The sequence below is a fragment of the Parafrigoribacterium humi genome (assembly GCF_040227205.1).
GTDB lineage: Bacteria > Actinomycetota > Actinomycetes > Actinomycetales > Microbacteriaceae > Parafrigoribacterium_A > Parafrigoribacterium_A humi.
Genome location: NZ_JBELOA010000011.1, coordinates 37744 through 58382, shown reverse-complemented (window position 1 = coordinate 58382; position 20639 = coordinate 37744). Strand labels below are relative to the sequence as shown.

At 65.4% G+C, this 20639-nt stretch carries 21 protein-coding genes; 9 read left to right on the top strand and 12 right to left on the bottom strand.

What is annotated here, in order from left to right; all coding sequences use genetic code 11:
* Positions 1-48 precede the first annotated feature (48 nt).
* Both ABUA28_RS13660 and ABUA28_RS13655 read left to right on the top strand, forming a co-directional pair.
* Entirely contained in the window at positions 49-1281 is a 1233-nt protein-coding gene (locus tag ABUA28_RS13660; protein WP_349904826.1) for a 4-hydroxybenzoate 3-monooxygenase, read from the top strand.
* Positions 1282-1340: 59 nt separating this feature from the next.
* Positions 1341-2186, top strand: coding sequence for a carbon-nitrogen hydrolase family protein (locus tag ABUA28_RS13655; RefSeq protein WP_349904824.1), 846 nt, complete (start codon positions 1341-1343; stop codon positions 2184-2186).
* Between the two features lie 17 nt (positions 2187-2203).
* On the opposite strand, the gene ABUA28_RS13650 is transcribed toward ABUA28_RS13655, so the two are convergent.
* Positions 2204-2563: a hypothetical protein gene (locus ABUA28_RS13650; RefSeq protein WP_349904822.1), complete on the bottom strand. Its 360-nt coding sequence runs from the start codon at positions 2561-2563 to the stop codon at positions 2204-2206.
* Positions 2564-3055: 492 nt separating this feature from the next.
* Here ABUA28_RS13650 and ABUA28_RS13645 point away from each other — a divergent pair, with 492 nt between their 5' ends.
* On the top strand, positions 3056-3661 hold the full coding sequence (locus ABUA28_RS13645; RefSeq protein WP_349904819.1) for a TetR/AcrR family transcriptional regulator: 606 nt from the start codon (positions 3056-3058) through the stop codon (positions 3659-3661).
* Between the two features lie 19 nt (positions 3662-3680).
* On the opposite strand, the gene ABUA28_RS13640 is transcribed toward ABUA28_RS13645, so the two are convergent.
* Both ABUA28_RS13640 and ABUA28_RS13635 read right to left on the bottom strand, forming a co-directional pair.
* Entirely contained in the window at positions 3681-4433 is a 753-nt protein-coding gene (locus tag ABUA28_RS13640; RefSeq protein ID WP_349904817.1) for a GAF and ANTAR domain-containing protein, read from the bottom strand.
* A 49-nt stretch (positions 4434-4482) separates the two neighbouring features.
* Positions 4483-5184, bottom strand: coding sequence for a GAF and ANTAR domain-containing protein (locus tag ABUA28_RS13635; protein ID WP_349904815.1), 702 nt, complete (start codon positions 5182-5184; stop codon positions 4483-4485).
* A gap of 255 nt (positions 5185-5439) precedes the next feature.
* Here ABUA28_RS13635 and ABUA28_RS13630 point away from each other — a divergent pair, with 255 nt between their 5' ends.
* From ABUA28_RS13630 to ABUA28_RS13615, 4 genes are all read left to right on the top strand, one after another.
* Positions 5440-6450, top strand: coding sequence for a response regulator (locus tag ABUA28_RS13630; protein WP_349904813.1), 1011 nt, complete (start codon positions 5440-5442; stop codon positions 6448-6450).
* A gap of 173 nt (positions 6451-6623) precedes the next feature.
* Positions 6624-7004: a response regulator gene (locus tag ABUA28_RS13625; protein ID WP_349904812.1), complete on the top strand. Its 381-nt coding sequence runs from the start codon at positions 6624-6626 to the stop codon at positions 7002-7004.
* Positions 7001-7402, top strand: coding sequence for a response regulator transcription factor (locus ABUA28_RS13620; RefSeq protein WP_349904810.1), 402 nt, complete (start codon positions 7001-7003; stop codon positions 7400-7402). The genes ABUA28_RS13625 and ABUA28_RS13620 overlap by 4 nt, the downstream gene beginning before the upstream one ends.
* Positions 7399-9177, top strand: coding sequence for a sensor histidine kinase (locus tag ABUA28_RS13615; protein ID WP_349904809.1), 1779 nt, complete (start codon positions 7399-7401; stop codon positions 9175-9177). Before ABUA28_RS13620 ends, ABUA28_RS13615 begins: the two co-directional genes overlap by 4 nt.
* Here ABUA28_RS13615 and ABUA28_RS13610 read toward each other — a convergent pair.
* Positions 9174-10364, bottom strand: coding sequence for an aminotransferase class I/II-fold pyridoxal phosphate-dependent enzyme (locus ABUA28_RS13610; protein ID WP_349904807.1), 1191 nt, complete (start codon positions 10362-10364; stop codon positions 9174-9176). The genes ABUA28_RS13615 and ABUA28_RS13610 overlap by 4 nt on opposite strands.
* A 101-nt stretch (positions 10365-10465) precedes the next feature.
* Here ABUA28_RS13610 and ftsY point away from each other — a divergent pair, with 101 nt between their 5' ends.
* Complete coding sequence (gene ftsY / locus ABUA28_RS13605) at positions 10466-11335, top strand: signal recognition particle-docking protein FtsY (protein ID WP_349904805.1); 870 nt, start codon at positions 10466-10468, stop codon at positions 11333-11335.
* 7 nt (positions 11336-11342) lie between these two features.
* Here the strand turns inward: ftsY and mnhG are convergent, their stop codons facing one another.
* From mnhG to ABUA28_RS13565, 8 genes are all read right to left on the bottom strand, one after another.
* Positions 11343-11723, bottom strand: a complete 381-nt coding sequence (mnhG, locus tag ABUA28_RS13600) for a monovalent cation/H(+) antiporter subunit G (protein WP_349904804.1) — start codon at positions 11721-11723, stop codon at positions 11343-11345.
* Entirely contained in the window at positions 11720-11986 is a 267-nt protein-coding gene (locus ABUA28_RS13595; protein WP_349904803.1) for a monovalent cation/H+ antiporter complex subunit F, read from the bottom strand. The genes mnhG and ABUA28_RS13595 overlap by 4 nt, the downstream gene beginning before the upstream one ends.
* Positions 11983-12585 (bottom strand): Na+/H+ antiporter subunit E, encoded by a 603-nt coding sequence (locus tag ABUA28_RS13590; protein WP_349904802.1) that lies wholly within the window; start codon positions 12583-12585, stop codon positions 11983-11985. Before ABUA28_RS13590 ends, ABUA28_RS13595 begins: the two co-directional genes overlap by 4 nt.
* A complete protein-coding gene (locus tag ABUA28_RS13585) occupies positions 12582-14138 on the bottom strand; it encodes a Na+/H+ antiporter subunit D (RefSeq protein ID WP_349904800.1) in 1557 nt (518 codons plus the stop codon). Before ABUA28_RS13585 ends, ABUA28_RS13590 begins: the two co-directional genes overlap by 4 nt.
* Positions 14135-14701 (bottom strand): Na(+)/H(+) antiporter subunit C, encoded by a 567-nt coding sequence (locus ABUA28_RS13580; RefSeq protein WP_349904799.1) that lies wholly within the window; start codon positions 14699-14701, stop codon positions 14135-14137. The genes ABUA28_RS13585 and ABUA28_RS13580 overlap by 4 nt, the downstream gene beginning before the upstream one ends.
* On the bottom strand, positions 14698-17610 hold the full coding sequence (locus ABUA28_RS13575) for a Na+/H+ antiporter subunit A (RefSeq protein WP_349904798.1): 2913 nt from the start codon (positions 17608-17610) through the stop codon (positions 14698-14700). The genes ABUA28_RS13580 and ABUA28_RS13575 overlap by 4 nt, the downstream gene beginning before the upstream one ends.
* A 35-nt stretch (positions 17611-17645) precedes the next feature.
* Positions 17646-17936, bottom strand: coding sequence for a hypothetical protein (locus ABUA28_RS13570; protein WP_349904796.1), 291 nt, complete (start codon positions 17934-17936; stop codon positions 17646-17648).
* Between the two features lie 96 nt (positions 17937-18032).
* Entirely contained in the window at positions 18033-18554 is a 522-nt protein-coding gene (locus tag ABUA28_RS13565; RefSeq protein WP_349904794.1) for a gamma carbonic anhydrase family protein, read from the bottom strand.
* Between the two features lie 500 nt (positions 18555-19054).
* Between ABUA28_RS13565 and ffh the strand changes: the two genes are divergently transcribed.
* Positions 19055-20611 carry a signal recognition particle protein gene (gene ffh / locus ABUA28_RS13560; RefSeq protein WP_349904792.1) on the top strand — a complete coding sequence of 519 codons (1557 nt, stop codon included), beginning with the start codon at positions 19055-19057 and terminating at the stop codon, positions 20609-20611.
* Positions 20612-20639 lie beyond the last annotated feature (28 nt).

Below are 20639 nucleotides of genomic sequence, written 5' to 3'. Positions count from 1 at the left end.
AGCACATGACCCGGCAATGCCGCGGGGTCGACGCGGAAGGATGGCACTGTGGCCAGTCGAACCAGTATTTCCACCGGGGTTGCGATCGTCGGCGGTGGCCCGGCCGGTCTGCTGCTCTCCCACCTGTTGAGGCGCTCGGGAATCGACAGCGTCGTGCTCGAACTGCGAGACCGCGAGTACGCAATCCAGCGCGTTCGTGCCGGGGTGCTGGAGAACGATGCGGCAGAGCTCCTGACCGACGTGGGGCTCGGCGAACGGCTACACCGCGATGGCCAACGCCACGACGGCATCTACCTGCAATACGCGGGGCAGCGGCATCACGTCCCGTTCCGCGAGCTGGTCGGTCGCTCGGTCTGGCTGTACAGCCAGCAGGAGGTGGTCAAGGACCTCATCGACGCCCATGACGCGGCGGGGACTCCGCCCAGGTACAGCGTCAGCGACATCCAGCTCGAGAATCTCCAGGGCGACGGCCCGGCGATCGTGCGTTTCACCCAGGGCGGCGAAGACTTCGAGCTGACGGCCGACTTCGTGGCGGGCGCGGACGGTGCGCACGGCGTCTGTCGGCCCAGCATCCCTGAGAAAAAGACCTATCACCGCGACTATCCCTTCGCTTGGCTCGGGATCCTCGCGCATGTGCGTCCGTCCACCGACGAGCTCATCTATGCCCTGCACGAGCGCGGCTTCGCCATGCACAGCATGAGATCCGAGACGGTCAGCCGCCTCTACCTGCAGGTCGACCCGCACGAAGACATCGCCAATTGGCCGGACGATCGCATCTGGGACGAACTCGACCTCCGCCTCGGAACGCCCGGCTGGACGCTGGAGCGAGGCGAGATTTTCGACAAGAGCATCACCCCGATGCACAGTTTCGTCAGCGACCCGATGCGATTCGGCAAGCTTTTCCTGGTCGGCGACTCTGCCCACATCGTGCCGCCGACCGGAGCGAAGGGCCTGAACCTGGCGCTCGCCGACGCCAGCTACCTGCACGACGGCCTGGCCGCCTGGTACCGGGACGCGGATGCGACGGGCCTCGACGAGTACTCGTCCAAGTCCCTGGAGCGGGTCTGGAAGATCCAGGACTTCTCCACGTGGATGACCCGGATGCTGCACCGCTTCGACGACTCGGCCGAGTCCGAGCATCCCGAGAACTTTGACTACGACTATCACGTGCAACTAGGCCAGCTGCGGCAGCTCTGCGGCTCCGAGCGTGGCATGGCCTACCTGGCCGAGCGCTATACCGGCGTGCCGTTCCTCAGCTACCCGGCGAAGGCATTGTCCTGAAGCCAGCGGCCGCAACAGGGATCCGGCCACCGCGGGCCCGTCCCTCCTAAGCTGGGGTCATGGTCCCAGTCGAGAAGGACAAGCCCGAAGACGGCGCAATCGCGGTTGCCGTCGCCCAGTTCGCGCCCGGTACGGACAAGGTCGAAAACCTGGTGGTCATCCGCGAGCTTGCGACCACCGCAGCTTCGCGCGCGGCGAAGCTCGTCGTCTTTCCCGAATACTCCTCCTTCTTCACTGCAGGGCTCGGAGAACAGTCCGTTGCCGCGGCCGAACCGCTCGATGGATCGTTCGTCGCCGGACTCTCCGCGATCGCCCGCGAGCTGGGCGTTCACCTGGCCGCGGGAATGCTGGAGACGACGGATGACGCTGCCCGCTTCTCGAACACTATCGTCGCGGTAGACCCGCAGGGCGCACTCGTGGCGAAGTACCGCAAGATCCACCTCTATGACGCGTTCGGACAGCGAGAGTCGGACTGGGTAGTTTCCGGCACAATCGAGGAACCGGAGACGTTCGAACTCGGCGATTCCGGGGTCGGCCTGACCGTCGGCATCCAGACCTGTTACGACATCCGTTTTCCCGAGGCCACCCGCAGGCTTGTCGACGCGGGTGCCGACCTCATCCTCGTGCCGAGCGAGTGGGTGCGCGGCCCGCTCAAGGAGCAGCACTGGCGCACATTGGTGACCGCGCGCGCCCTGGAGAACACGGTCTATGTCGCGGCGGCCGACCAGGCGCCGCCGATCGGCGCGGGTAACAGCATGATTGTGGATCCGATGGGCGTCGAGCTCGCCGCGATCGGCGAGATCCAGGATGTCGCGCTCGCCTGGCTGTCCGCGTCGCGTCTCGCCGAGGCGCGCACTGTGAACCCCGCGCTGGAGCTTCGCCGTTTTCGGGTGACGCCCCGCTAGCGTTCGACGATGGTGCGTCAGGCGTGCGCACGCAATCGAGACAGCACGTTTTCGCTAGTGGCGGGAGCACTCGACTGTGCTTGTGTGAAGTGTGCGGCGGCGGCCCTCAGCGAAGCAAAAGAGAACCATTCGAATCCATCAGAAAGCTGCATGACCTCGAACAGGTCCTCGTCCTTCTTCTCGATGAAGCCGAGAACACTGCGCGCGTCGTGCTCGGGCCATCGCGTGTCACAGATCCGCCATTGAGTGGCAGAAAGCGATTCGATGACGATGTTGTCTCTGCTTGCACGCGAATCTGATGCAGCCGGTTCAGTCGGCCTGGTGGCGTGCTCGGCGCTCTCGGAAAATGAAGTAACCACGATGTTTTCTTCTTTCAACGGACACTGTGTTCCTGCTGGCCGATCAACGCGCTGATGTCGATGGGTTGGGTTGCCGGAAGGTCAAGGTCGACCTTCTCTACCGCGGCACTCGAAGCTTCAGCTTCAGCTGCGTCGAGAGTCACGCGACATCACCGGCCTGTGGCTCGCGGTTCGCGGTTTCGTCGTCGAGCCATTCATGGAGCAACCTGGTGCTTGCCGTGGCGAGGGTTTCTCCCCATGTCGAGCCGACCGCGGAGTGCGGTTGAAATGCGGAGTGCAGTTGAAATGCGGAGTGCGGTTGAAATACCGACTCCAGGACGGCATCCGAACTGGGACTCTCTGTCGATTGTGATGAATTCGTTGTCGGTTTCATGCCTCTGCTCCACATCTGTAGAACTCGAATGAGTTCCCCACGACGCGTACTCCGAGGACTGGAGAGAACGATCACTATCAGGTAGTCCATTCATAGTAGAGAACGCTCGCTCTGTCAAGGAGTACTCTGGCCGTACCATGACCGTCAGGGAGAACTCACACACACGATCACCCGCGCGCGAGCGCATCGTTACCAGCGCGTATGAACTGTTCGCGAAGCGCGGCGTGCGCGATGTCGGTGTAGACGAGTTGATCCACCATTCGGGCGTTGCGATCTCGACCTTCTACCGGCATTTTTCCTCGAAGGATGACCTGGTTCTGGCCTTTCTGGCACGCCGTGAACAGCTGTGGACGCTGGGTCTGGTCGAGTCAGAGGCGAGGCGGCGCGGGCAGACACCTTCGGGGCGTCTGCTGGCGATCTTCGATGTGTTCGATGAGTGGTTCCAGCGTGATGACTACGAAGCCTGCTCATTCATCAATGTGCTGCTCGAGATGGGGTCGGACCACCCGATCGGTCGGGCGAGCATCGAATATCTGAGCCACATCCGCGACATCATCCGCCGCTTGGGTGAGGAAGCCGGCCTGCGCGATCTCGATGACTTCGTCTGGTCCTGGCACATCCTCATGAAGGGCTCGATCATCTCAGCGGCGGAAGGCGATCGCACGGCGGCGCTACGCGCCAGGAAGATGGGTGCGCTGGTGATCGGCCAGTTTTCCGGTGATCACGCCGATCAGCCCGATTGAGGCACAGCTACGGCGAGCTTCACGCCATGGATTTGGGCGTCACCGCACGCGGGGCGCTAAGAATATCCAGCGAGCGGCTGGTGACCCCCTCGGCCACGGAACGCAGGCTGAGATTGTTGTTGCGGGCATAGGCGCGCAACACGGCAAAAGCCTCGCCCATCTCCAGGGAGCCGGTCTCGGAGAGAACGCCCTTGGCCTGTTCGATCAAGATTCTGCTGTCGAGCGCGCGCTGGAGTTGTTCCGCGACGATGCCGCTTTCACGGATGATTCGCTCCTGCAGTATGCCGATCGTGGCGACGTCCGCGAGGGCCTGGGTGACCGCCGCATCTTTGGGGCTCAATTCTCCGACGCTGGTGCCGAAGAGGTTCATCGTCCCGATGATTTGTCCACGCAGTCGCAGCGGCGTTGCATGCACTGAGTGGAATCCCTGCTGCAGGGCTGCGGTCCGGAACTCCGGCCACTGCGCGGCCGTTTCATCGATATCGGCGACGGATATGGCCGTACCGGTGGAGAAGCAGTCGATGCAGGGCCCGGCCCCGGCGTTCAGCTGCATGACCTCGACGAAATCGGCCTGCTCACTGGTGGATGCCACCAGCTCCAGGGTGCCAAGCGTGTCAGCAAGCATCAACCCGCCAGCCTGTGTGCCCAAGAGCTCAATGCACTCTTCCATCAGGGCATGCAGGAGATCAATGACGTCGTAGTCGGCGATCAACGTGTCGGCGAGTTTCACGAATGCCTCGTTGATCTTTGTTTCTCTCGAAACGTCGCTCATCAGACTGCCCTCACACCTATTCTGACAGCCCCGTGAACGCTGGTTGTCTTCATTCTTCTAGACCGCGGAAATCAAGTCGCCGCATAACCACTTCGTGTGCCACATATTGTATTGTCCGTCCGCTGGAAAAGGCATGCGCTTGCAAGCGGGAGAACGCCTCCGTAGCGCTCGTGCCCAACTGCACCAGAATCATCCCTGTCGCCTGATGCACTTCTCGCCGCATTTCAGGCACTGCCATCCCGGCGGTCGGCGCATCCTGGTCCGCGGATCGGGCGGCGAGGCGTGATGCCGGGCCCGCGGTGGAGGCGGCAAGGGAGAGAGCTCTCGAGACTGTGCCGACATCCAACGCCCCCGGGGTGGAACGGTACATGTCGACCACTCCGATCGTGACCGCTCCCATGACCAGGGGAAAAGCGAATAACGCGCCAACCTCTAGTTCACGTACGGCGGCCCCGAAGACCGGCCATAGCGAATGCTCTCCCGCGCGCACATCCGGAACCAAGACGGGCTGCCCCGTACGCAGCGCCTCCCTGTGGGGTCCCTCTCCCAGTTCGTACTGCAGTTCCTCCAAGCGTGCGGCTACCGGGTCGCTGGCGCCGAACGTCGACTGACCGGCCCCGCCGATCACCGATATCGACGCCCCCGTCACGGGGAGCAGTTCGACAAACCGCTGGCACAGATCCTCTCCGGCCTCGCGTGGAGTCGCGCTGCCCGAGTTCTCCGCATCAATCGGTGCACTTTCGTCAACCATCAGAGACTCTCAGACGTAACCTAACCGGATGAATCCACAAGTCGCGGTCGCGGTTCCGCATTTTCCGCCGGCTACCGCTATGCGTGAGCCTAGCCGCACGATGATCTGAGCCATTGCCTTGTCGGCTCACGCCGCGCTATTGACAACGGTCATAGGAATCACAACTAGGCACCATCTTTGGGGGTGCCTCTGTACCCCATTGAACCCCTTCCGCCGCGTACAGTGAGGAGAAATGTGATTCGAGCGGGGGCTTGGATGTCTGAACCATATCGGGTGGTCGTGGTCGAAGATGACCTCGACGTCGCCGACTATACGAAAACCGTGCTCGAGAAGCGCCTCGGCGCTCTCGTGGTCGCCATTTCCGACCCTCGACAGGCGAGGAGTGCGATCGAGCAACTCCAGCCGGACGTCGTCATCACCGACATCGAGATGCCAGGCGCATCCGGTCTCGAGCTCATGGCCACCTACAAGGAAGCACGGCCGGGTGTCGCGATCATCGTGATGACCGCGCATGTCTCCGTCGACTACGCGGTGGGCGCGCTGCGCAACCAGGCCGACGAGTTCCTCACCAAGCCTGTCTCGACCGCCGACCTCGTTTCGAATGTCTCGCGTCTCGCGGATGCGGCACGGGAGGCGTGGGCGAGCGCGCCAGAGCGACAGGTCGTTCTGGCCATCGGCGCGCATCCGGATGACGTGGAGATCGGCGTCGGCGGGATCATGGCCGCGCATCGGGCCGCCGGCGACTCCGTGACCATCCTCACTCTCTCGAAGGGCACGCGAGACGGGGGAATCCGTACGGCGTGGGAAGAGGGCTCCTCCGCCGCGGCGATCATCGGTGCCACGCTCGTGCTCGAAGACAGCGCGGAGCCACAGCTCAGCAGCTCGGAGCCGACCGTGAGCATCATCAAACGGGTCATCTCCGACCTGCGGCCCACCGTCGTCTACGTTCACAGCAACAGCGACCGCCACCAGGATCACAGAGCGGTGCACGATGCGACGATCCTTGCGACGAGTGAGGTGCGCACGATCGCCTGCTACCAGAGTTCTACGGCGACTGTCGACTTCCATCCGAACCGCTTCGTGAGCATCGACGGTTTCACGGATACCAAGGCTGCCATGCTCGAATGCTTCTCCCGCAACCAGAAGCGCGCAAAGTATCTCCAGGGCGAGTTCGCCCTTGCAACGGCACGCTACTGGTCCCGTTACGGACAGGGAGAACACTGCGAACCACTCGAGATCATCCGCGACTCTTCACAGGTCTCTTGAGTCCCCATGAATGGGGGTTCGCGAATCATGATTTGTTGCTGCGCAGAGAGAATTACGTCGCTAGTGTCGGTTGTGGGGGAAGTAGAATACAGCACGCCCGAGGCATTTCGGCTGGCCCCAGCGTTCATCGGAACCCCGATGAACGGTATCGCCAAAAGAAAGAACATCGCCGAATGAGCCTCAGCACAGTGACGCAGGAGCGCGTCAAAGTCCTGATCGTCGACGACAACGAGGATCAGAGAAATCTTCTTCGCCGCCATTTCGAGATCGCTGGCTGCGAGGTGACCGATGCGGCCACCGCAGAGTCCGCCATCTCGGTGTACGGAGACCTCGATCTCGACCTGGCGGTCATCGATCTCATGCTTCCGGGCATGGACGGCTGGGCCCTCAGCGAGCGTCTGCTCGCCGACGTACCCGATTGCCCCGTCGCCATCAGCTCCGTGCTCGACCAGGAGAACTACCCGCCGATGCGGGCCGCTCTTCCCAAGCCAGTCACCCGCGCCAGCGTGCGCGAGGTGCTTCTCAACTGTGTACCGAGGTGGATTGCGCCATGAATGATTCGGGTGTCAAAATCAGCGTCATCGTCGCGGATGATGACCCCGATATTCGTAGCCTTGTCGCTTTTGCGACCCAGAAGGCCGGCCTCGACCTCGTAGACGAGCTCGGCAACGGCGACGATGCCTGGGACTCCATCGTCGCGTTCAAGCCGGATCTCGCCGTTCTCGACGTCGCGATGCCGGGCAAGACCGGCCTCGAACTGTGCCGTCTCGTGCGCGCCCACGACGAGGTGAACGGCATGCACATCGTGCTGTTGTCCGCTGCGGTCGACGAGGCATCCCAGCAACTCGGCAGGGATGCCGGCGCCAACGACTACCTCATCAAGCCCTTCAGCCCGCGCGAGTTGGCTGAGCGTCTCGCACGCATCGCGCCATCGATTGGAGCAGAAGCATGAAGATCGCAGCACTGTACAAGCGACTCGGTTTCGACGCGCCATCGCCGCTGTTGAAGCAGCTTCCGACGGTGTTGCTGTTCCTCGTGGCCGTGGTCGGGGCCAGTGTGATTCCTGGGCTGAGGGTCAGTTCGGGGTCCGCTGTCGTCATCGGCACGGTCCTGGTGCTCGTCGCAACCGCGTTCGCGGCGGCGATCAGCCCCAGGGAGTCGCTCTGGAACTGGGGTCTCATAGTTCCGGGCGTCGACTTCATCGCCATTGGCCTGTTGCGAGACGGAACCGGGGCGAGCAGCAGTGCCTATGCCGCGCTCGTTGCGCTGCCCCTCGTCTGGTTCGCGGCCGAAGAGGGCCGCCAGTACATCATCTACTCTGCCCTCGGCACGGCGATCACCGTCTACATGCCGTTCGTACTCGGATTGAGCGTCGTCGATAACGTATCCGCCATCGTTCGTGGGGGATTCTCCGTTCTGGTCTTCGGAGTGGCCGCGGCGGTCATCAACGAGATCTCCCGCACCGCACGGCATCGTCTCGACAAGGTGCGTCGCCTCGCAGAGCAGGGAAGGGTCATGCTCGCCGAGAGCGTGCAGCACGCGATCGAGCTCAAGCAGAGCGAAGCGAAGGTGCGTACCGCAGAGCGGATGTTCCGCGAGATCTGGGTCTCCGTGACAGAGCAGGCGATCATCGGCACCGACCTCACCGGCCTCGTGGACGCCTTCAATCCCGGGGCAGAGAAGATGCTCGGCCTCGGCGTTGCGGAGGTCGAGGGCAAGCTTCACATCGACGAATTCCACATTCAGGATGAACTCCTCGAGCGCGCCCGCGACCTGTCGTACCCGGCAGGCGCCACCGTTCTGAACCCGGGCTTCTCTGCCCTCGTCGAATCCGCACGACTCGGCGTCGCGGAAGTTCGCGAGTGGAGCTATGTGCGCGCGGACGGCACGACCATTCCCATCGAACTCTCGGTGACCCCGAGGCTCGACAAGTCCGGCGAGATCGTCGGGTATCTCTTCGTCGCCTACGACCAGACCAAGGCCCGCGAGGTCGCGAGGCTGAAGGATGAGTTCGTCGGTCTGATCTCACACGAACTGCGCACACCGCTCAGCTCGATCCTCGGCTACCTCGAGCTGCTGCGCGATGACGAGGATGCGCCGCTGTCCGACGGGCAGCTCCGTTACCTCGGCGTGGCCGAGCGCAACGCGCACCGACTGCTCCGCCTCGTCGGCGACCTGCTCTTCACCGCTCAGGTGGAATCCGGCAAGTTCAACCTCGACCAGAAGGAACAGGACCTCGCGCCGATCGTTCTCGCCTCGGTCGAATCCTCTCGCCCGGTCGCGACTGCCGCGGGCATCACGCTGCACACCGAGCTGGCCGAGGGACTCCTCGTCAATGGTGACTCCGTGCGCATCGGCCAGGCCTGCGACAACCTGATCTCCAACGCGATCAAGTTCACCCCGAGCGGTGGATCAGTGACTCTGGCGCTCCGTAGGGAAGGCTCCGACGTGCTGATCACCGTCACGGACACCGGGATGGGGATCGCGGCCTCCGAGCTCGACAAGCTGTTCTCGCGCTTCTTCAGGGCGTCGACGGCAACGCGCAACGCCGTCCCCGGCGTGGGTCTCGGCCTGGTGATCACGAGGGCGATCGTGCGTGCGCACGGCGGGGACATGGGCGTCACGAGCGAAGAGGGTGTTGGCACCAGCTTCAGCATGACGTTCCCGATCGTGCAACAGGAGAACGTGCTGGAGGGTGCGCGCTCCGGCGGCGCCCTCGCCTCCTAGAGGTCGGCCAGCTGCGCCGAGGCCTGTTCGAGCAGCTCGTGCTTCTTACAGAAGGCGAAACGCACGAGCGAGGCGTACTCTCCGCCGTTCTTCCTGCTCACGAACGCACTGATCGGGATCGCGACGACCCCGGCGAGCTCGGGCAGCGCGCGACAGAATGCCGCGGCATCCGGAAATCCGAGCGGGGCGGCGTCCGCGACGATGAAGTATGAGCCCTGCGGCTCCGAGACGGTGAAGCCCGCCCGCCTCAGCCCGGCGGACAGCAGGTCGCGTTTGTCCGCGAGCATCGCGGCGGTGCCGCTGAAGTATTCGTCGGGGAGGCCGAGACCCACGGCGATCGCCGGCTGGAACGGTGCACCGTTGGTATAGCTGAGGTACTGCTTCACCGCGAGGATCGGCTCAAGCAGTTCGTTCGGCGCCGTCAGCCAGCCGATCTTCCACCCCGTGGTGCTGAATGTCTTTCCGCCGCTCGATATCGTCACGGTACGCTCGGCGGCACCGGGCAGCGTGGCCACCGGGATGTGCTCCGTGCCGTAGACGAGGTGCTCATAGACCTCGTCGGTGACGATGATCGCGTCGTGCCTGTGCGCGAGCTCCACGATCAGTTCGAGGGTGTCGCGGCGCAGGACAGTGCCTGTGGGGTTGTGCGGATTGTTGATCAGGATGATGCGAGTGCGGTCGGTCACGGCCGCCGCGAGCTCGTCGTGATCCGGCTGGAAGTCTGGTGCGCGCAGCGCGACGGTGCGGTGCACGCCGCGGCTCAGCGCGATCATCGCGGCATAGGCGTCGTAGAACGGTTCGAGCGTGACGATCTCGTCGCCCTCATCGACGAGGGCGAGAATGGTCGCGGCGAGAGCCTCCGTGGCGCCCGCGGTCACGAGCACCTCCCGGTCTGGATCGACAGCCAGGCCGTAGAACCGGTCCTGGTGGTGCGCGATCGCGTTCCGCAGCACCGGAGCGCCGATTCCCGGCGGGTACTGGTTGATGCCGTCGCTGATCGCCTGTCTCGCGGCCTCGAGAACCTCCGCAGGGCCATCCTCATCCGGGAATCCCTGCCCGAGGTTGATCGCACCGGTCGAGGCGGCCAGTGCAGACATCTCTGCAAAGATCGTGGGTGCCAACTCACCGTTCGGGCCGAGCAGCCCTGCTCCCCGCGCCGTGCGCTCCCACGCGCCGGAGACGCTCATCGTTTGGCTAACTTCATCGTCATCGTCACCTTTTTACCCTATCGACGGCGCCCGCCGTGCGCCGCCATTTGGAGCCTCGATGCTTCGGGTAGCTTTGTCGCATGGCTTCTTCCTGGTCTCTCTCCGGCGCGCTGCGCGGCATGTTCGCCCGCAAGACGATCGACGACGACACCTGGAGCGATCTTGAAGACGCGCTGATCTCTGCGGACTTCGGCGCGGACCTCACGGATGCGCTGGTCACCGAGCTGCGCGCGAGCGTCGCGAGATACAAGACCACGGACCCGGCAGACCTCAAGCGGATGCTGCGCGAAAGCCTTGAGGAGCGCCTGGCCAGGCTCGATGCGACCCTCACACTCAGCGACCGTCCCGCCGTCGTGCTCGTCGTCGGCGTCAACGGTGTGGGTAAGACCACGACGATCGGCAAGTTCGCCAAGTTCCTCACCGGTTACGGCCGCAGTGTGATCGTCGGCGCCGCGGACACCTTCCGCGCGGCTGCGGTGGAGCAGTTGGCGACCTGGGCCGAGCGCGGCGGGGCCTCGATCCAGAAGCCGCAGCAGCAGGGGCAGGACCCGGCATCGGTCGCCTTCCAGACCGTGGAACGCGCCCAGCGCGAGGGCACCGAGATCGTGCTCATCGACACGGCGGGGCGCCTGCAGACCAAGAGCGGGCTCATGGACGAGCTGACGAAGATTCGCAGGGTGATCGAGAAGCAGACCACGATCGCCGAGGTGCTGCTCGTGCTCGATGCCACGACCGGCCAGAACGGGCTCGCCCAGGCCGAGGCGTTCATCGAGCACGCGGGCGTCACGGGGCTCGTGCTGACGAAGCTCGACGGCTCGGCCAAGGGCGGTTTCGTGCTCGCCGTTCAGGAGAAGACGGGGATTCCGATCAAGCTCGTCGGCCAGGGCGAGGGCATCGGCGACCTCACCGGATTCACCCCCCACGTCTTCGTGCAGGGACTCCTCGACTGAGACCGCTTCATTTGGGCTCCGGGCTCTCCGGCTCCTCGTCCTGGGCGCGTTCGATGGCACGCCCGAGCTCGTCGACGAGCAGCGAACCCTCCGCCACGACGCCGTTCCGATAGCCCGCCCGCCCGATCATGTGCGCCGAGATCGGCGCCGTCATCATCTGGAACAGCAGGAGTGTCACGAGCATCAGGATCGTCGACAGGCGATGTTCCTGCAGGGCGATCGCCAGCAGGATGAAGATGAGCCCGAGGATCTGCGGCTTGGTCGTCGCGTGCATGCGGGCGATGGCGTCGGGGAAGCGGATGAGTCCGACACCGGCCGCGAACGACAGGAACGCCCCGAGGATCAGGAAGACGCCGGTGAGTACATCGATGATCAAGTCGAAGGTCATTTGTGTCCGCTCCTCGAGGCGTAGCGGGCCACGACGACCGAGCCGAGGAACGCGGTCGCCGCGAGCACGAGCATCGCGGGCAGGGTTCTCGCGTGCGAGTTGTAGACCATCTCGGCGCCCATCGCGCAGATGATCGTGGTGAGCAGCATGTCGGACGCGATCATCCGGTCGAGAATCGACGGCCCGCGTGCGATGCGATACAGCGCAAGCGCGGCGGCGGCCGTGAGCATGACCCCCACGACGAGAAACACCCATCCGCTCATCGTTCGTCCTCGATTCCGCGAATGCGTTCGAGATCCGCCCTGGATCCGATCGCGCGAACGATGCGGGCCTCGACCACCAACACCTTCGCGCGCATCGCTTCCACGTCATCCTCGGTGCGCGTGGCGAAGGTGTGCAGGTACAGAGTCGAGCGTTCGCGGTCCGCCTCGACCACGAGGGATCCGGGCACGAGCGACATCGCGATCGCGTCGAGGGTCATGATGAGGTCGGAGCGGGTTCTCAGTTGGATGCCGATCACAGAAGACTGGGGGATGGGCCGCGGGTTCAACGCCTGGAATGCGACGGTGAACGAGGCGACGGCGACATCGAGGAAGAAGTGCGCGAGAAAGACGAGCAGGTACCAGACGTTGATGCGGCCAGAGAGCTCGACGGGAGGCAGGTAGAAGGTGCGCGTCACGATGATCGCAACGACGATTCCGGTGAGCACGCTGAGCCAGGTGACCTGGCCCCACAGCACCATCCAGAGCAGAACGAGTCCGACGAGAAGCGGCAGCTGCGTGAGGAAGCGCCCGCGCACCTCGCGCCGGGTCGCGGGCCGGGGCGTCTGGTTCACGCCTGTGGTGTCGCTCCTCTCGCTCATTCCGACTCTCCCGTGAGCACCGTGGTGACGTAGTAGCCGGGGCCGGTGATGTTGTGGCCGGCGCGAGCGCTCAGCGCGTACAGCGGGGCGGCGAACACGGTGAGCGCGACGGTCAGCGCGACCATCGCGGCGGTCGCTCCCACCATGATGCGCGGGATGCTGCGAGCCGGTTTCACCTCGGTTGCGGTGCCGACGGTCTGCAGCACGGGCAGCGGATGCTCGTAGCCGGCCACCTCATCCACGTCGCGCCAGAAGGTCATGTTCCACGCGCGCGCGAGCGCGTACAGGGTGAGCAGGGAGACTAGAGCACCACTGCCGATGAGGACCCAGGCGAGCGCGCCGCCCTCCTCGGCCCCGGCCTCGAACAGCGCGAGCTTGCCGATGAACCCGGAGAACGGGGGAATGCCGCCGAGGCTCAGCATGGGGATGAAGAACAGGATGCCGATCACGGGAGAGGCCTTGAGCATCCCGCCGAGACGGTTGATGCCGGTCGTTCCCCCCTGTCGTTCGACCAGGCCGGTTGCGAGGAAGAGGGTCGTCTGCACGGTGATGTGGTGCACGATGTAATAGGTCGCCGCGGCGAGCCCTGCGACGGTGCCGAGCCCGATGCCGAACAGCATGTAGCCGATGTGGCTGACGAGCGTGAACGACAGCAGCCGCTTGATATCGGATTGGGCAACGGCACCCAGGATGCCGACGATCATGGTGAGTGCGGCGACGATCAGTATCGGGGTGTTCAGCTGCGGGCCGGGGAAGATGATCATCTCGGTGCGCATGATCGCGTACACGCCGACCTTGGTGAGCAAGCCGGCGAAGACAGCGGTGACCGGCGCGGGCGCGGTGGGGTACGAGTCCGGCAGCCAGAAGGAGAGCGGGAACACCGCGGCCTTGATGCCGAAGGCGACCAGAAGCATGACGTGCAGGATGAGCTGCACGTCCTGGGGCAGTTCCGCGAGACGCACCGACAGCTGGGCGATGTTCACCGTGCCTGTCGCTCCGTAGATCATGGCGATGGCAGCGAGGAAGATCACCGAGGAGACGAGGCTGACGACGACGTAGGTGATCCCCGCGCGAATGCGCAGTTCCGTGCCGCCGACCGTGATGAGCACGTAGCTCGCGACCAGCAGGATCTCGAAACTCACGTACAGGTTGAACAGGTCGCCCGCGATGAAGGCGTTGAACACGCCCGTGGCGAGGATCAGGTAGGTCGGGTAGTAGATCGAGACGGGCGTCTCACGGTCCCCGTCTGCCAATCCCTGGCCCACCGAGAACACGAGAACGGCCAGCAGCACGGCCGCGGAGACGACGAGCAGCAGTGCGGCCAGCCGATCGACGACCAGCACAATACCGAACGGGGCCTTCCATCCGCCGATCTCCATCGCGATCGCACCGTTGCCGTCCACGGCCACGAGCAGGGCGATGCCGATCGCGAGCACGGCGCCGAGCACGCCCACGGCGATGAGGGTCTGCACGCGCGGATGCTTCGCCTGCGCGAGCGCGGCGGCGGCACCGAGCAGGGGCAGGAGCACGACAAGCGGTATCAGAACGTTCATTCGCGCTCCTCCCGTTCCTGCTGCTCGGCTCGACGCAGCTCGGCGCGCCGCTGTTCTTCTCGACGTCGTTCCGCCTGCTGCTGTTCCGCGACGCTCTCCTGCTCTTCGAGCCGCTCCTGTTCGGCGAGGTCGAGCGCGGTGGAGACGGCAGCCGCCGCGCGGATACCGAACTCGGTGTCGTCGCCTTCGACGTCGCGCTCGGCGGTGACCGAGGCCGTGCGGCGACCGACCTCGGCGTCCTCGGCGTCGTCGGGCACGACATCCATGTGGGCGAGCCGCCAGGAGCGGTAGATGAGCGCCAGCAGGAAGGCGGAGACCCCGAAGGTGATCACAATGGACGTGAGGACGAAGGCCTGCGGAAGCGGATCGGCGAGCCGGCCGTCCTCCCCATAGAAGGGGGCGGCGCCCGCACGCCCGGAGATGACCAGGATGAGCAGGTTCGTCGCATTGCCGACGAGCAGGAACCCGAGCAGCACCCGCGTCATGCTGCGCTCGAGCAGCAGGTACACGCCCGCAGCGTAGAGCACGCCCATGACGACGACGAGTACGAGTGAGGCGTTCATATCGTGCTCCCGCTCTCGAGTTCGTCGGACGCGTCTTCCTGCTGGCGGTCAACCTCCGCGCCGAGGCTGCGAAGCACGTCGAGCACCATTCCGATCACCACGAGGTAGACGCCGATGTCGAACACGGTCGAGGTCGTGAACTCCAGGTGTCCGAGCACCGGGATCGTCGTCTCGAACCAGGTCGAGGTGAGCGCGTGCGCGCCGAAGAGCAGGGGAGCGGCCGCCGTACCCGCGGCGAGGAGCAGGCCGGCCCCGAGGAGCTTGCCAGCGTCGAGTGGGGCAGCGGCCCCGAGCTCGTAGCGACCGCCGGCGAGGTAGCGACCCGCGAGCGCGAGCCCTGCCACGAGCCCGCCGGCGAACCCACCGCCGGGCAGGTTGTGCCCGGCGAACAGCACATAGACGGAGAGCACGACGACGGCGTGGAACAGCAGGCGGATGACGACTTCGAGCAGGATCGACCTGTTCTCCGGTGCGAGCTTGCGCCCCGCGAGCAGCCAGGCGTTGCGCGTGGACGGGTCCTGCACACCCGGCACGTACTCCGCGACCACGGTCTCCCGCAGTGGGTTGAGGCGCGCCCGCATCGTGCGCCTGCGACGGTGCCCCGGTACGCGGGGGAGATTGTCGGTGCGGCTGTGCAGGAACACGAGGCTCGCGACCCCGGTCGCGGCGGCCACGAGCACGGAGAGTTCACCGAGGGTGTCCCAGCCACGGATGTCGACGAGCACGACGTTGACGACGTTGCTGCCGTGCCCGAGCTTGCGGGCGAACTCGGGAAAGTCGACCGAGACGGGTGTCGCTGTCCTGGCACCGAGAGCGATCATCGCCACCACGGCCATCACGAGTCCCACCGCGCTGCCGATGACCGCTCTCACGACCCGGTGCGCACTTCCGTGCTCCTGCCCGAGCCTGGCCGGAAGACGCCTGAGCACGAGTACGAACGCTATGAGGGTGACCGTCTCGACGAGCACCTGGGTGAGCGCGAGATCGGGGGCGCCGTGGAAGGCGAACAGGGCGGCCATGCCGTAACCGGTGACGCCGACCAGGAGTGCGGCCTGGAATCGCTTGCCCGCCCCGGCGAGCGCGATTGCCGCGACCACCATGATGGCGCCGATGGCGAGCTGCGCCGGGCTGTCGAACAGCGCGAGCCCACTCGGCCAGCTGTGGTTCATCGCGAGGGTCGCTCCAACGGAGGCAACCATGACGAGAAGGATGACGCTGAGATAGAAGGGCAGGGAGCCGCGCTGCGTCGTCGCGGTGATCCTCCCGGCGACCCGGTCTAGTGCACGCGTGGAACTGCGATAGACCTCGCTCGCATCGATGAGCGCGGGAACCCGGGATTGGCCCGCGGAAACCGGCGCGCGCGCGAGGAACAGCGCAGCGCCGCCGAGCAGGGTGAGCGTCGAGACCAACAGTGCCGCATCGAAGCCGTGCCAGAGCGCGAGGTCGTAGTCGTGATGGCCGGACGGGAACTGCGCCGGGTAGCCGGCGAGGGCGGCACCGACGAGTGAGAACAGCGGTGCGAGCACGATTCCCGCGACGGCCAGGAGACCCGGAGAGAACAGGAACGCCACGCTCTCGTGCACAGGTCGCACCTTCTCGACACCCCGTTTGCGCGCGAATGCACCCCACAGGAATCGCGCGCTGTACGCGACGGTGAGCGTCGATCCGATCGCCACGCCGACCAGTGCGAACCAGCCTGCGACGGAACCGGTAGCGGCATCCTCAAAGAATCCGCTGAGCACGGCTTCCTTGGCGACGAACCCGGCCGTGAGCGGCACCCCGGCCATCGACAGGGTCGCGAGCGTCGCGATGACGGCGAGAAACGGGGCCTCCCTGCCGAGTCCGCTGAGCTTGCGCAAGTCGCGCGTTCCCGCACGATGGTCGACGATGCCGACGACAAGGAAGAGCGCGGCCTTGAACAGCGCGTGCGCGAGCAGGAGCGCGAGGCCCGCAAGAGCCGCAGTCCTGCTGCCGAAACTCACGACCACGACGAGGAAGCCGAGTTGGCTCACCGTGCCGTAGGCGAGGAGCAGCTTGAGGTCGAACTGGCGCAGGGCCCGCCATCCGCCCACGAGCATCGTGAGCACGCCGAGGCCGAGCAGGAGCGGATGCCAGCCGGGCGTCCCGCCGAAGCCCGGCGCGAGCCTCGCGATGAGATAGATGCCCGCCTGCACCATCGCGGCGGCGTGCAGGTACGCGCTCACGGGAGTCGGCGCGGCCATCGCGGCGGGGAGCCAGAAGTGGAAGGGGATGAGCGCGGATTTGCTCAGCGCACCCACCAGGATCAGCGTGATCGCCACCGTCACGATCACCCCGTGCGGCGCGAGCTGCACGAGCCGCGCCAGGCTCGGGGTGCCCGCGCTACCGGCAAGCATGACGAGTCCGACGAGCATGGCCAGGCCGCCGGCCGTCGTGACGATGAGGGCCTGGAGCGCGGCACCGCGGCTCGCCAAGCGGCCCGTGTAGTGGCCGATCAGGAGATAGGAGAAGACGCTCGTGGCCTCCCAGAACAGGTAGAGGAGGTATACGTTGTCCGCGATGACGAGCCCGTACATCGCTCCGGTGAAGGCGAGCAGCACGGAGGCGAACCGCCCGAGGCCGTCCTCGCTGTCGCTGAAGTACTTGGCGCAGTAGAGCATCACGAGCGCGCCGACGCCGGTGACGATGAGTGCGAGCAGCCACGACAGCGTGTCGACTCGCAGGCTGAGATCCAGATCCAGCTGCGGAATCCACGGGAGGGTCTCGGTCGCGACTCCACCCGCGGCGACCGTCGAGGTCTGGGCCAGCGTGTGTGCGAAGGCCGCGGCAGGAACAATCGCGACGACGGGGAAGACTCTGACACCGAGGAGATGGCTCAGTGCTGGGACGAAGAGTGGAACGAGCGCGAACGCGACGAGGAGGAAAAGCACGGGCCCTCAGAGGAAGTCGTGGCGGCCGCGCGCCATCAGATGTCTTCGCCGGCTATCTCGGTGAAACGCCGTTCGAGGTCGGCGACCCGGTCGGGGATCGGCCTGCTGTGCAGCATGTTGGCGAGGTAGTCCGCCTCGTCCTCGTCGAGCTCGATCGTCACGAACTGCTCGTCCGGCGCCGCATCGTCGTGCGCATCCGACGGCCCGTACATGTAGAGAGTCCTGCTGCCCGATTTGTTCTCGAGCACCCGAAAGTGCTGCCCGCCGCGCGTGACGCAGTGGTGCATCATGCCGACGCCCGGTACCGAAGTCCGCGTTATCTCCATGGCAGCGCATCTCCGTTTCCCGTATCTGGAAGGCGAGTGGTTCTGTCAAGCAACAACTAATTGAAGTTTAGCCGAGCGGCCCGCCGCTCGCCCGGGTCAGGGCTGCAGTGCGGCGTGGGCGCGGCTGAGCTCCACATAGTGCCGTGCGTTGTCACGAACGCGCTCGCGCTCCTCTGCGCTGAGTTCGCGGCGCACCTTCGCGGGCACGCCCGCAACGAGCGAGCCGGGCGGGATGACCGTGCCCTCCAGTACGACGGCCCCGGCGGCCACGAGGGACTCCGTTCCGATCACGGCGCCGTTCAACACCGTGGCGCTCATGCCGATCAGGCAGTCATCCTCTACCGTGCAGCCGTGCAGCACGGCGGAGTGGCCGACGCTCACGCCGCGTCCGAGAGTGGTGGGGATGCCCGCGTCGCAGTGCACCGAGACATTGTCCTGGATGTTGCTGCCCTCGCCTATGGTGATCGAGTCGACATCCGCCCGCAGCACGGAGCCGTAGAACACGCTCGCGTTCTCACCGATCGTGACGCGACCGATGAGGGTGGCGTTCGGCGCGACCCAGGCGGAGTCTGCGATTGCGGGGGAGTTGCCGTCGTAGGAAAGAATCACTGCGCTCATGCCCTCAACCTATCCCGGCCTCACGGTCGACGTCACCAGGCAGACATCACCGCGGCAACCGTCAGTTGCGGCGACGAAGACCGAGCCAGGCGAAAAACCCCCGCCGCGGAGCGGGTGCCGATACCGGTGCCACGGTTGCAGCGACCGGTTCCAGATTGACCCAACCGCACCTTGAGCAGACCAGGATGTACGGGTGAACGGCGAGACCGGTGCCGTAGCTCGGGTTCTGCCTCTTCTCCAGTGTGTTCCCGCACACCGGGCACGCGGACGCAGCCTCGATGTGCCCCGGAGCGCCCGGCCGCCGACGCGTCATCGTCTGACTCCCGCTGCGCGGAGTCGCGAGATTTCGCCAGCACCGGGGACGTTCACGGCCTGGAGCGATTCGCGACGGTTGCAGAATGCCAAATAGTTCCCCCAGCCAGCAATTTTACATGGATAGCGCGCGAGCACTCCTGGCTGACAGTATCTGCAGACCGTGTTCCGGTTAAACTGTCTGCACCATGGCCACTTTTGGAAATCTGACCGATCGCCTCGCCGAGACCTTCAAGAATCTGCGCGGAAAGGGCAAGCTCAGCCCGGCGGATGTCGACGGCACCGTCCGCGAGATCCGTCGCGCGCTGCTCGACGCCGACGTCGCCCTCGAGGTGGTGAAGGACTTCACCGCCCGTGTGCGCGAGCGCGCCCTCGGCGACGAGGTGTCGAAGGCGCTCAACCCTGCCCAGCAGGTCGTGCAGATCGTCAACGACGAACTCATCCAGATCCTCGGAGGCGAAGCCAGGCGCATCCAGTTCGCCAAGAACCCGCCGACCGTCATCATGCTCGCGGGCCTCCAGGGCGCGGGTAAGACCACGCTCGCGGGCAAGCTCGCGAAGTGGCTGTCGTCTGAGAGCCACACGCCGCTGCTCGTCGCGGCCGACCTCCAGCGCCCGAACGCCGTAACCCAGCTGCAGGTGGTGGGCGAACAGGCGGGCGTTCCCGTCTTCGCCCCAGAGCCCGGAAACGGCAAGGGGAACCCGGTCAAGGTCGCCAAGGACGCGCTCAAGTTCGCGCGCGACAAGCAGTACGACACCGTGATCGTGGACACAGCCGGTCGTCTCGGCGTCGACGCGGAGCTCATGAAGCAGGCCGCGGACATTCGCAGGGCCGTCGAGCCAGACGAGGTGCTGTTCGTCATCGACGCGATGATCGGTCAGGATGCCGTGGTCACCGCCAAGGCGTTCCAGGACGGTGTCGACTTCACCGGCGTCGTGCTCACCAAGCTCGACGGAGACGCGCGCGGTGGTGCCGCACTGTCGGTGGCCTCGGTTACCGGGCGTCCTATCATGTTCGCCTCCACGGGGGAGGGACTCGGGGACTTCGAGCCGTTCCATCCCGATCGCATGGCCAGCCGCATCCTCGACCTCGGCGACATCCTCACCCTCATCGAACAGGCGCAGAAGACCTTCGACGAGGAGGAACAGCGCAAGGTCGCAGAGAAGTTCGCGACCGACAGCTTCACCCTCGAGGACTTCCTCGGCCAGATGCAGCAGCTCAAGAACATGGGCTCGCTCAAGAGCATGCTCGGCATGCTCCCCGGCGCGAAGGGCATGCGCCAGCAGCTCGAGAACTTCGACGAGTCGGAGATCACGCGCACCGAGGCGATCATCCAGTCGATGACGCTCCAGGAGCGACGCCAGCCCAAGGTGCTCAACGGGTCCAGGCGCGTGCGTATCGCCAACGGCTCAGGCACGACGGTCACGGAGGTCAACGCCCTCGTCAACCGTTTCGAGCAGGCGGCGAAGATGATGAAGACCGTCGCCAAGGGCGGTGTGCCGCAGGTGCCGGGCATGGGGCCGATCCCGGGCGCGGGATTCGGCGGGGGTCGCGGTAAGCAGCAGAAGAAGAAGGGCTCGAAGTCGGGCAACCCGGCCAAGCGCGCGGCGGAGAACGCGGCGCTCGCCTCGGGAACCAAGTCCACGGCAGCCGCAGGCGGCTCGGGCTTCGGCCTCGGCGGCAAGAAGGGCGCACCGCCCACCGAGGAAGAGCTCGCAGCCCTGCAGAAGATGCTCGGTCGCTAGCCCGCTGTCATCAGGTCGCTGCCGGGGC

Excerpts from the sequence above, each read along its gene's own strand:
- ABUA28_RS13655 (WP_349904824.1), top strand. The coding sequence starts at position 1,341 with ATGGTCCCAGTCGAGAAGGACAAGCCCGAAGACGGCGCAATCGCGGTT.
- ABUA28_RS13645 (WP_349904819.1), top strand. The coding sequence starts at position 3,056 with ATGACCGTCAGGGAGAACTCACACACACGATCACCCGCGCGCGAGCGC.
- ABUA28_RS13640 (WP_349904817.1), bottom strand. The coding sequence starts at position 4,433 with ATGAGCGACGTTTCGAGAGAAACAAAGATCAACGAGGCATTCGTGAAA.
- ABUA28_RS13635 (WP_349904815.1), bottom strand. The coding sequence starts at position 5,184 with ATGGTTGACGAAAGTGCACCGATTGATGCGGAGAACTCGGGCAGCGCG.
- ABUA28_RS13630 (WP_349904813.1), top strand. The coding sequence starts at position 5,440 with ATGTCTGAACCATATCGGGTGGTCGTGGTCGAAGATGACCTCGACGTC.
- ABUA28_RS13625 (WP_349904812.1), top strand. The coding sequence starts at position 6,624 with ATGAGCCTCAGCACAGTGACGCAGGAGCGCGTCAAAGTCCTGATCGTC.
- ABUA28_RS13620 (WP_349904810.1), top strand. The coding sequence starts at position 7,001 with ATGAATGATTCGGGTGTCAAAATCAGCGTCATCGTCGCGGATGATGAC.
- ABUA28_RS13615 (WP_349904809.1), top strand. The coding sequence starts at position 7,399 with ATGAAGATCGCAGCACTGTACAAGCGACTCGGTTTCGACGCGCCATCG.
- ABUA28_RS13610 (WP_349904807.1), bottom strand. The coding sequence starts at position 10,364 with ATGAGCGTCTCCGGCGCGTGGGAGCGCACGGCGCGGGGAGCAGGGCTG.
- ftsY (WP_349904805.1), top strand. The coding sequence starts at position 10,466 with ATGGCTTCTTCCTGGTCTCTCTCCGGCGCGCTGCGCGGCATGTTCGCC.
- mnhG (WP_349904804.1), bottom strand. The coding sequence starts at position 11,723 with ATGACCTTCGACTTGATCATCGATGTACTCACCGGCGTCTTCCTGATC.
- ABUA28_RS13595 (WP_349904803.1), bottom strand. The coding sequence starts at position 11,986 with ATGAGCGGATGGGTGTTTCTCGTCGTGGGGGTCATGCTCACGGCCGCC.
- ABUA28_RS13590 (WP_349904802.1), bottom strand. The coding sequence starts at position 12,585 with ATGAGCGAGAGGAGCGACACCACAGGCGTGAACCAGACGCCCCGGCCC.
- ABUA28_RS13585 (WP_349904800.1), bottom strand. The coding sequence starts at position 14,138 with ATGAACGTTCTGATACCGCTTGTCGTGCTCCTGCCCCTGCTCGGTGCC.
- ABUA28_RS13580 (WP_349904799.1), bottom strand. The coding sequence starts at position 14,701 with ATGAACGCCTCACTCGTACTCGTCGTCGTCATGGGCGTGCTCTACGCT.
- ABUA28_RS13570 (WP_349904796.1), bottom strand. The coding sequence starts at position 17,936 with ATGGAGATAACGCGGACTTCGGTACCGGGCGTCGGCATGATGCACCAC.
- ABUA28_RS13565 (WP_349904794.1), bottom strand. The coding sequence starts at position 18,554 with ATGAGCGCAGTGATTCTTTCCTACGACGGCAACTCCCCCGCAATCGCA.
- ffh (WP_349904792.1), top strand. The coding sequence starts at position 19,055 with ATGGCCACTTTTGGAAATCTGACCGATCGCCTCGCCGAGACCTTCAAG.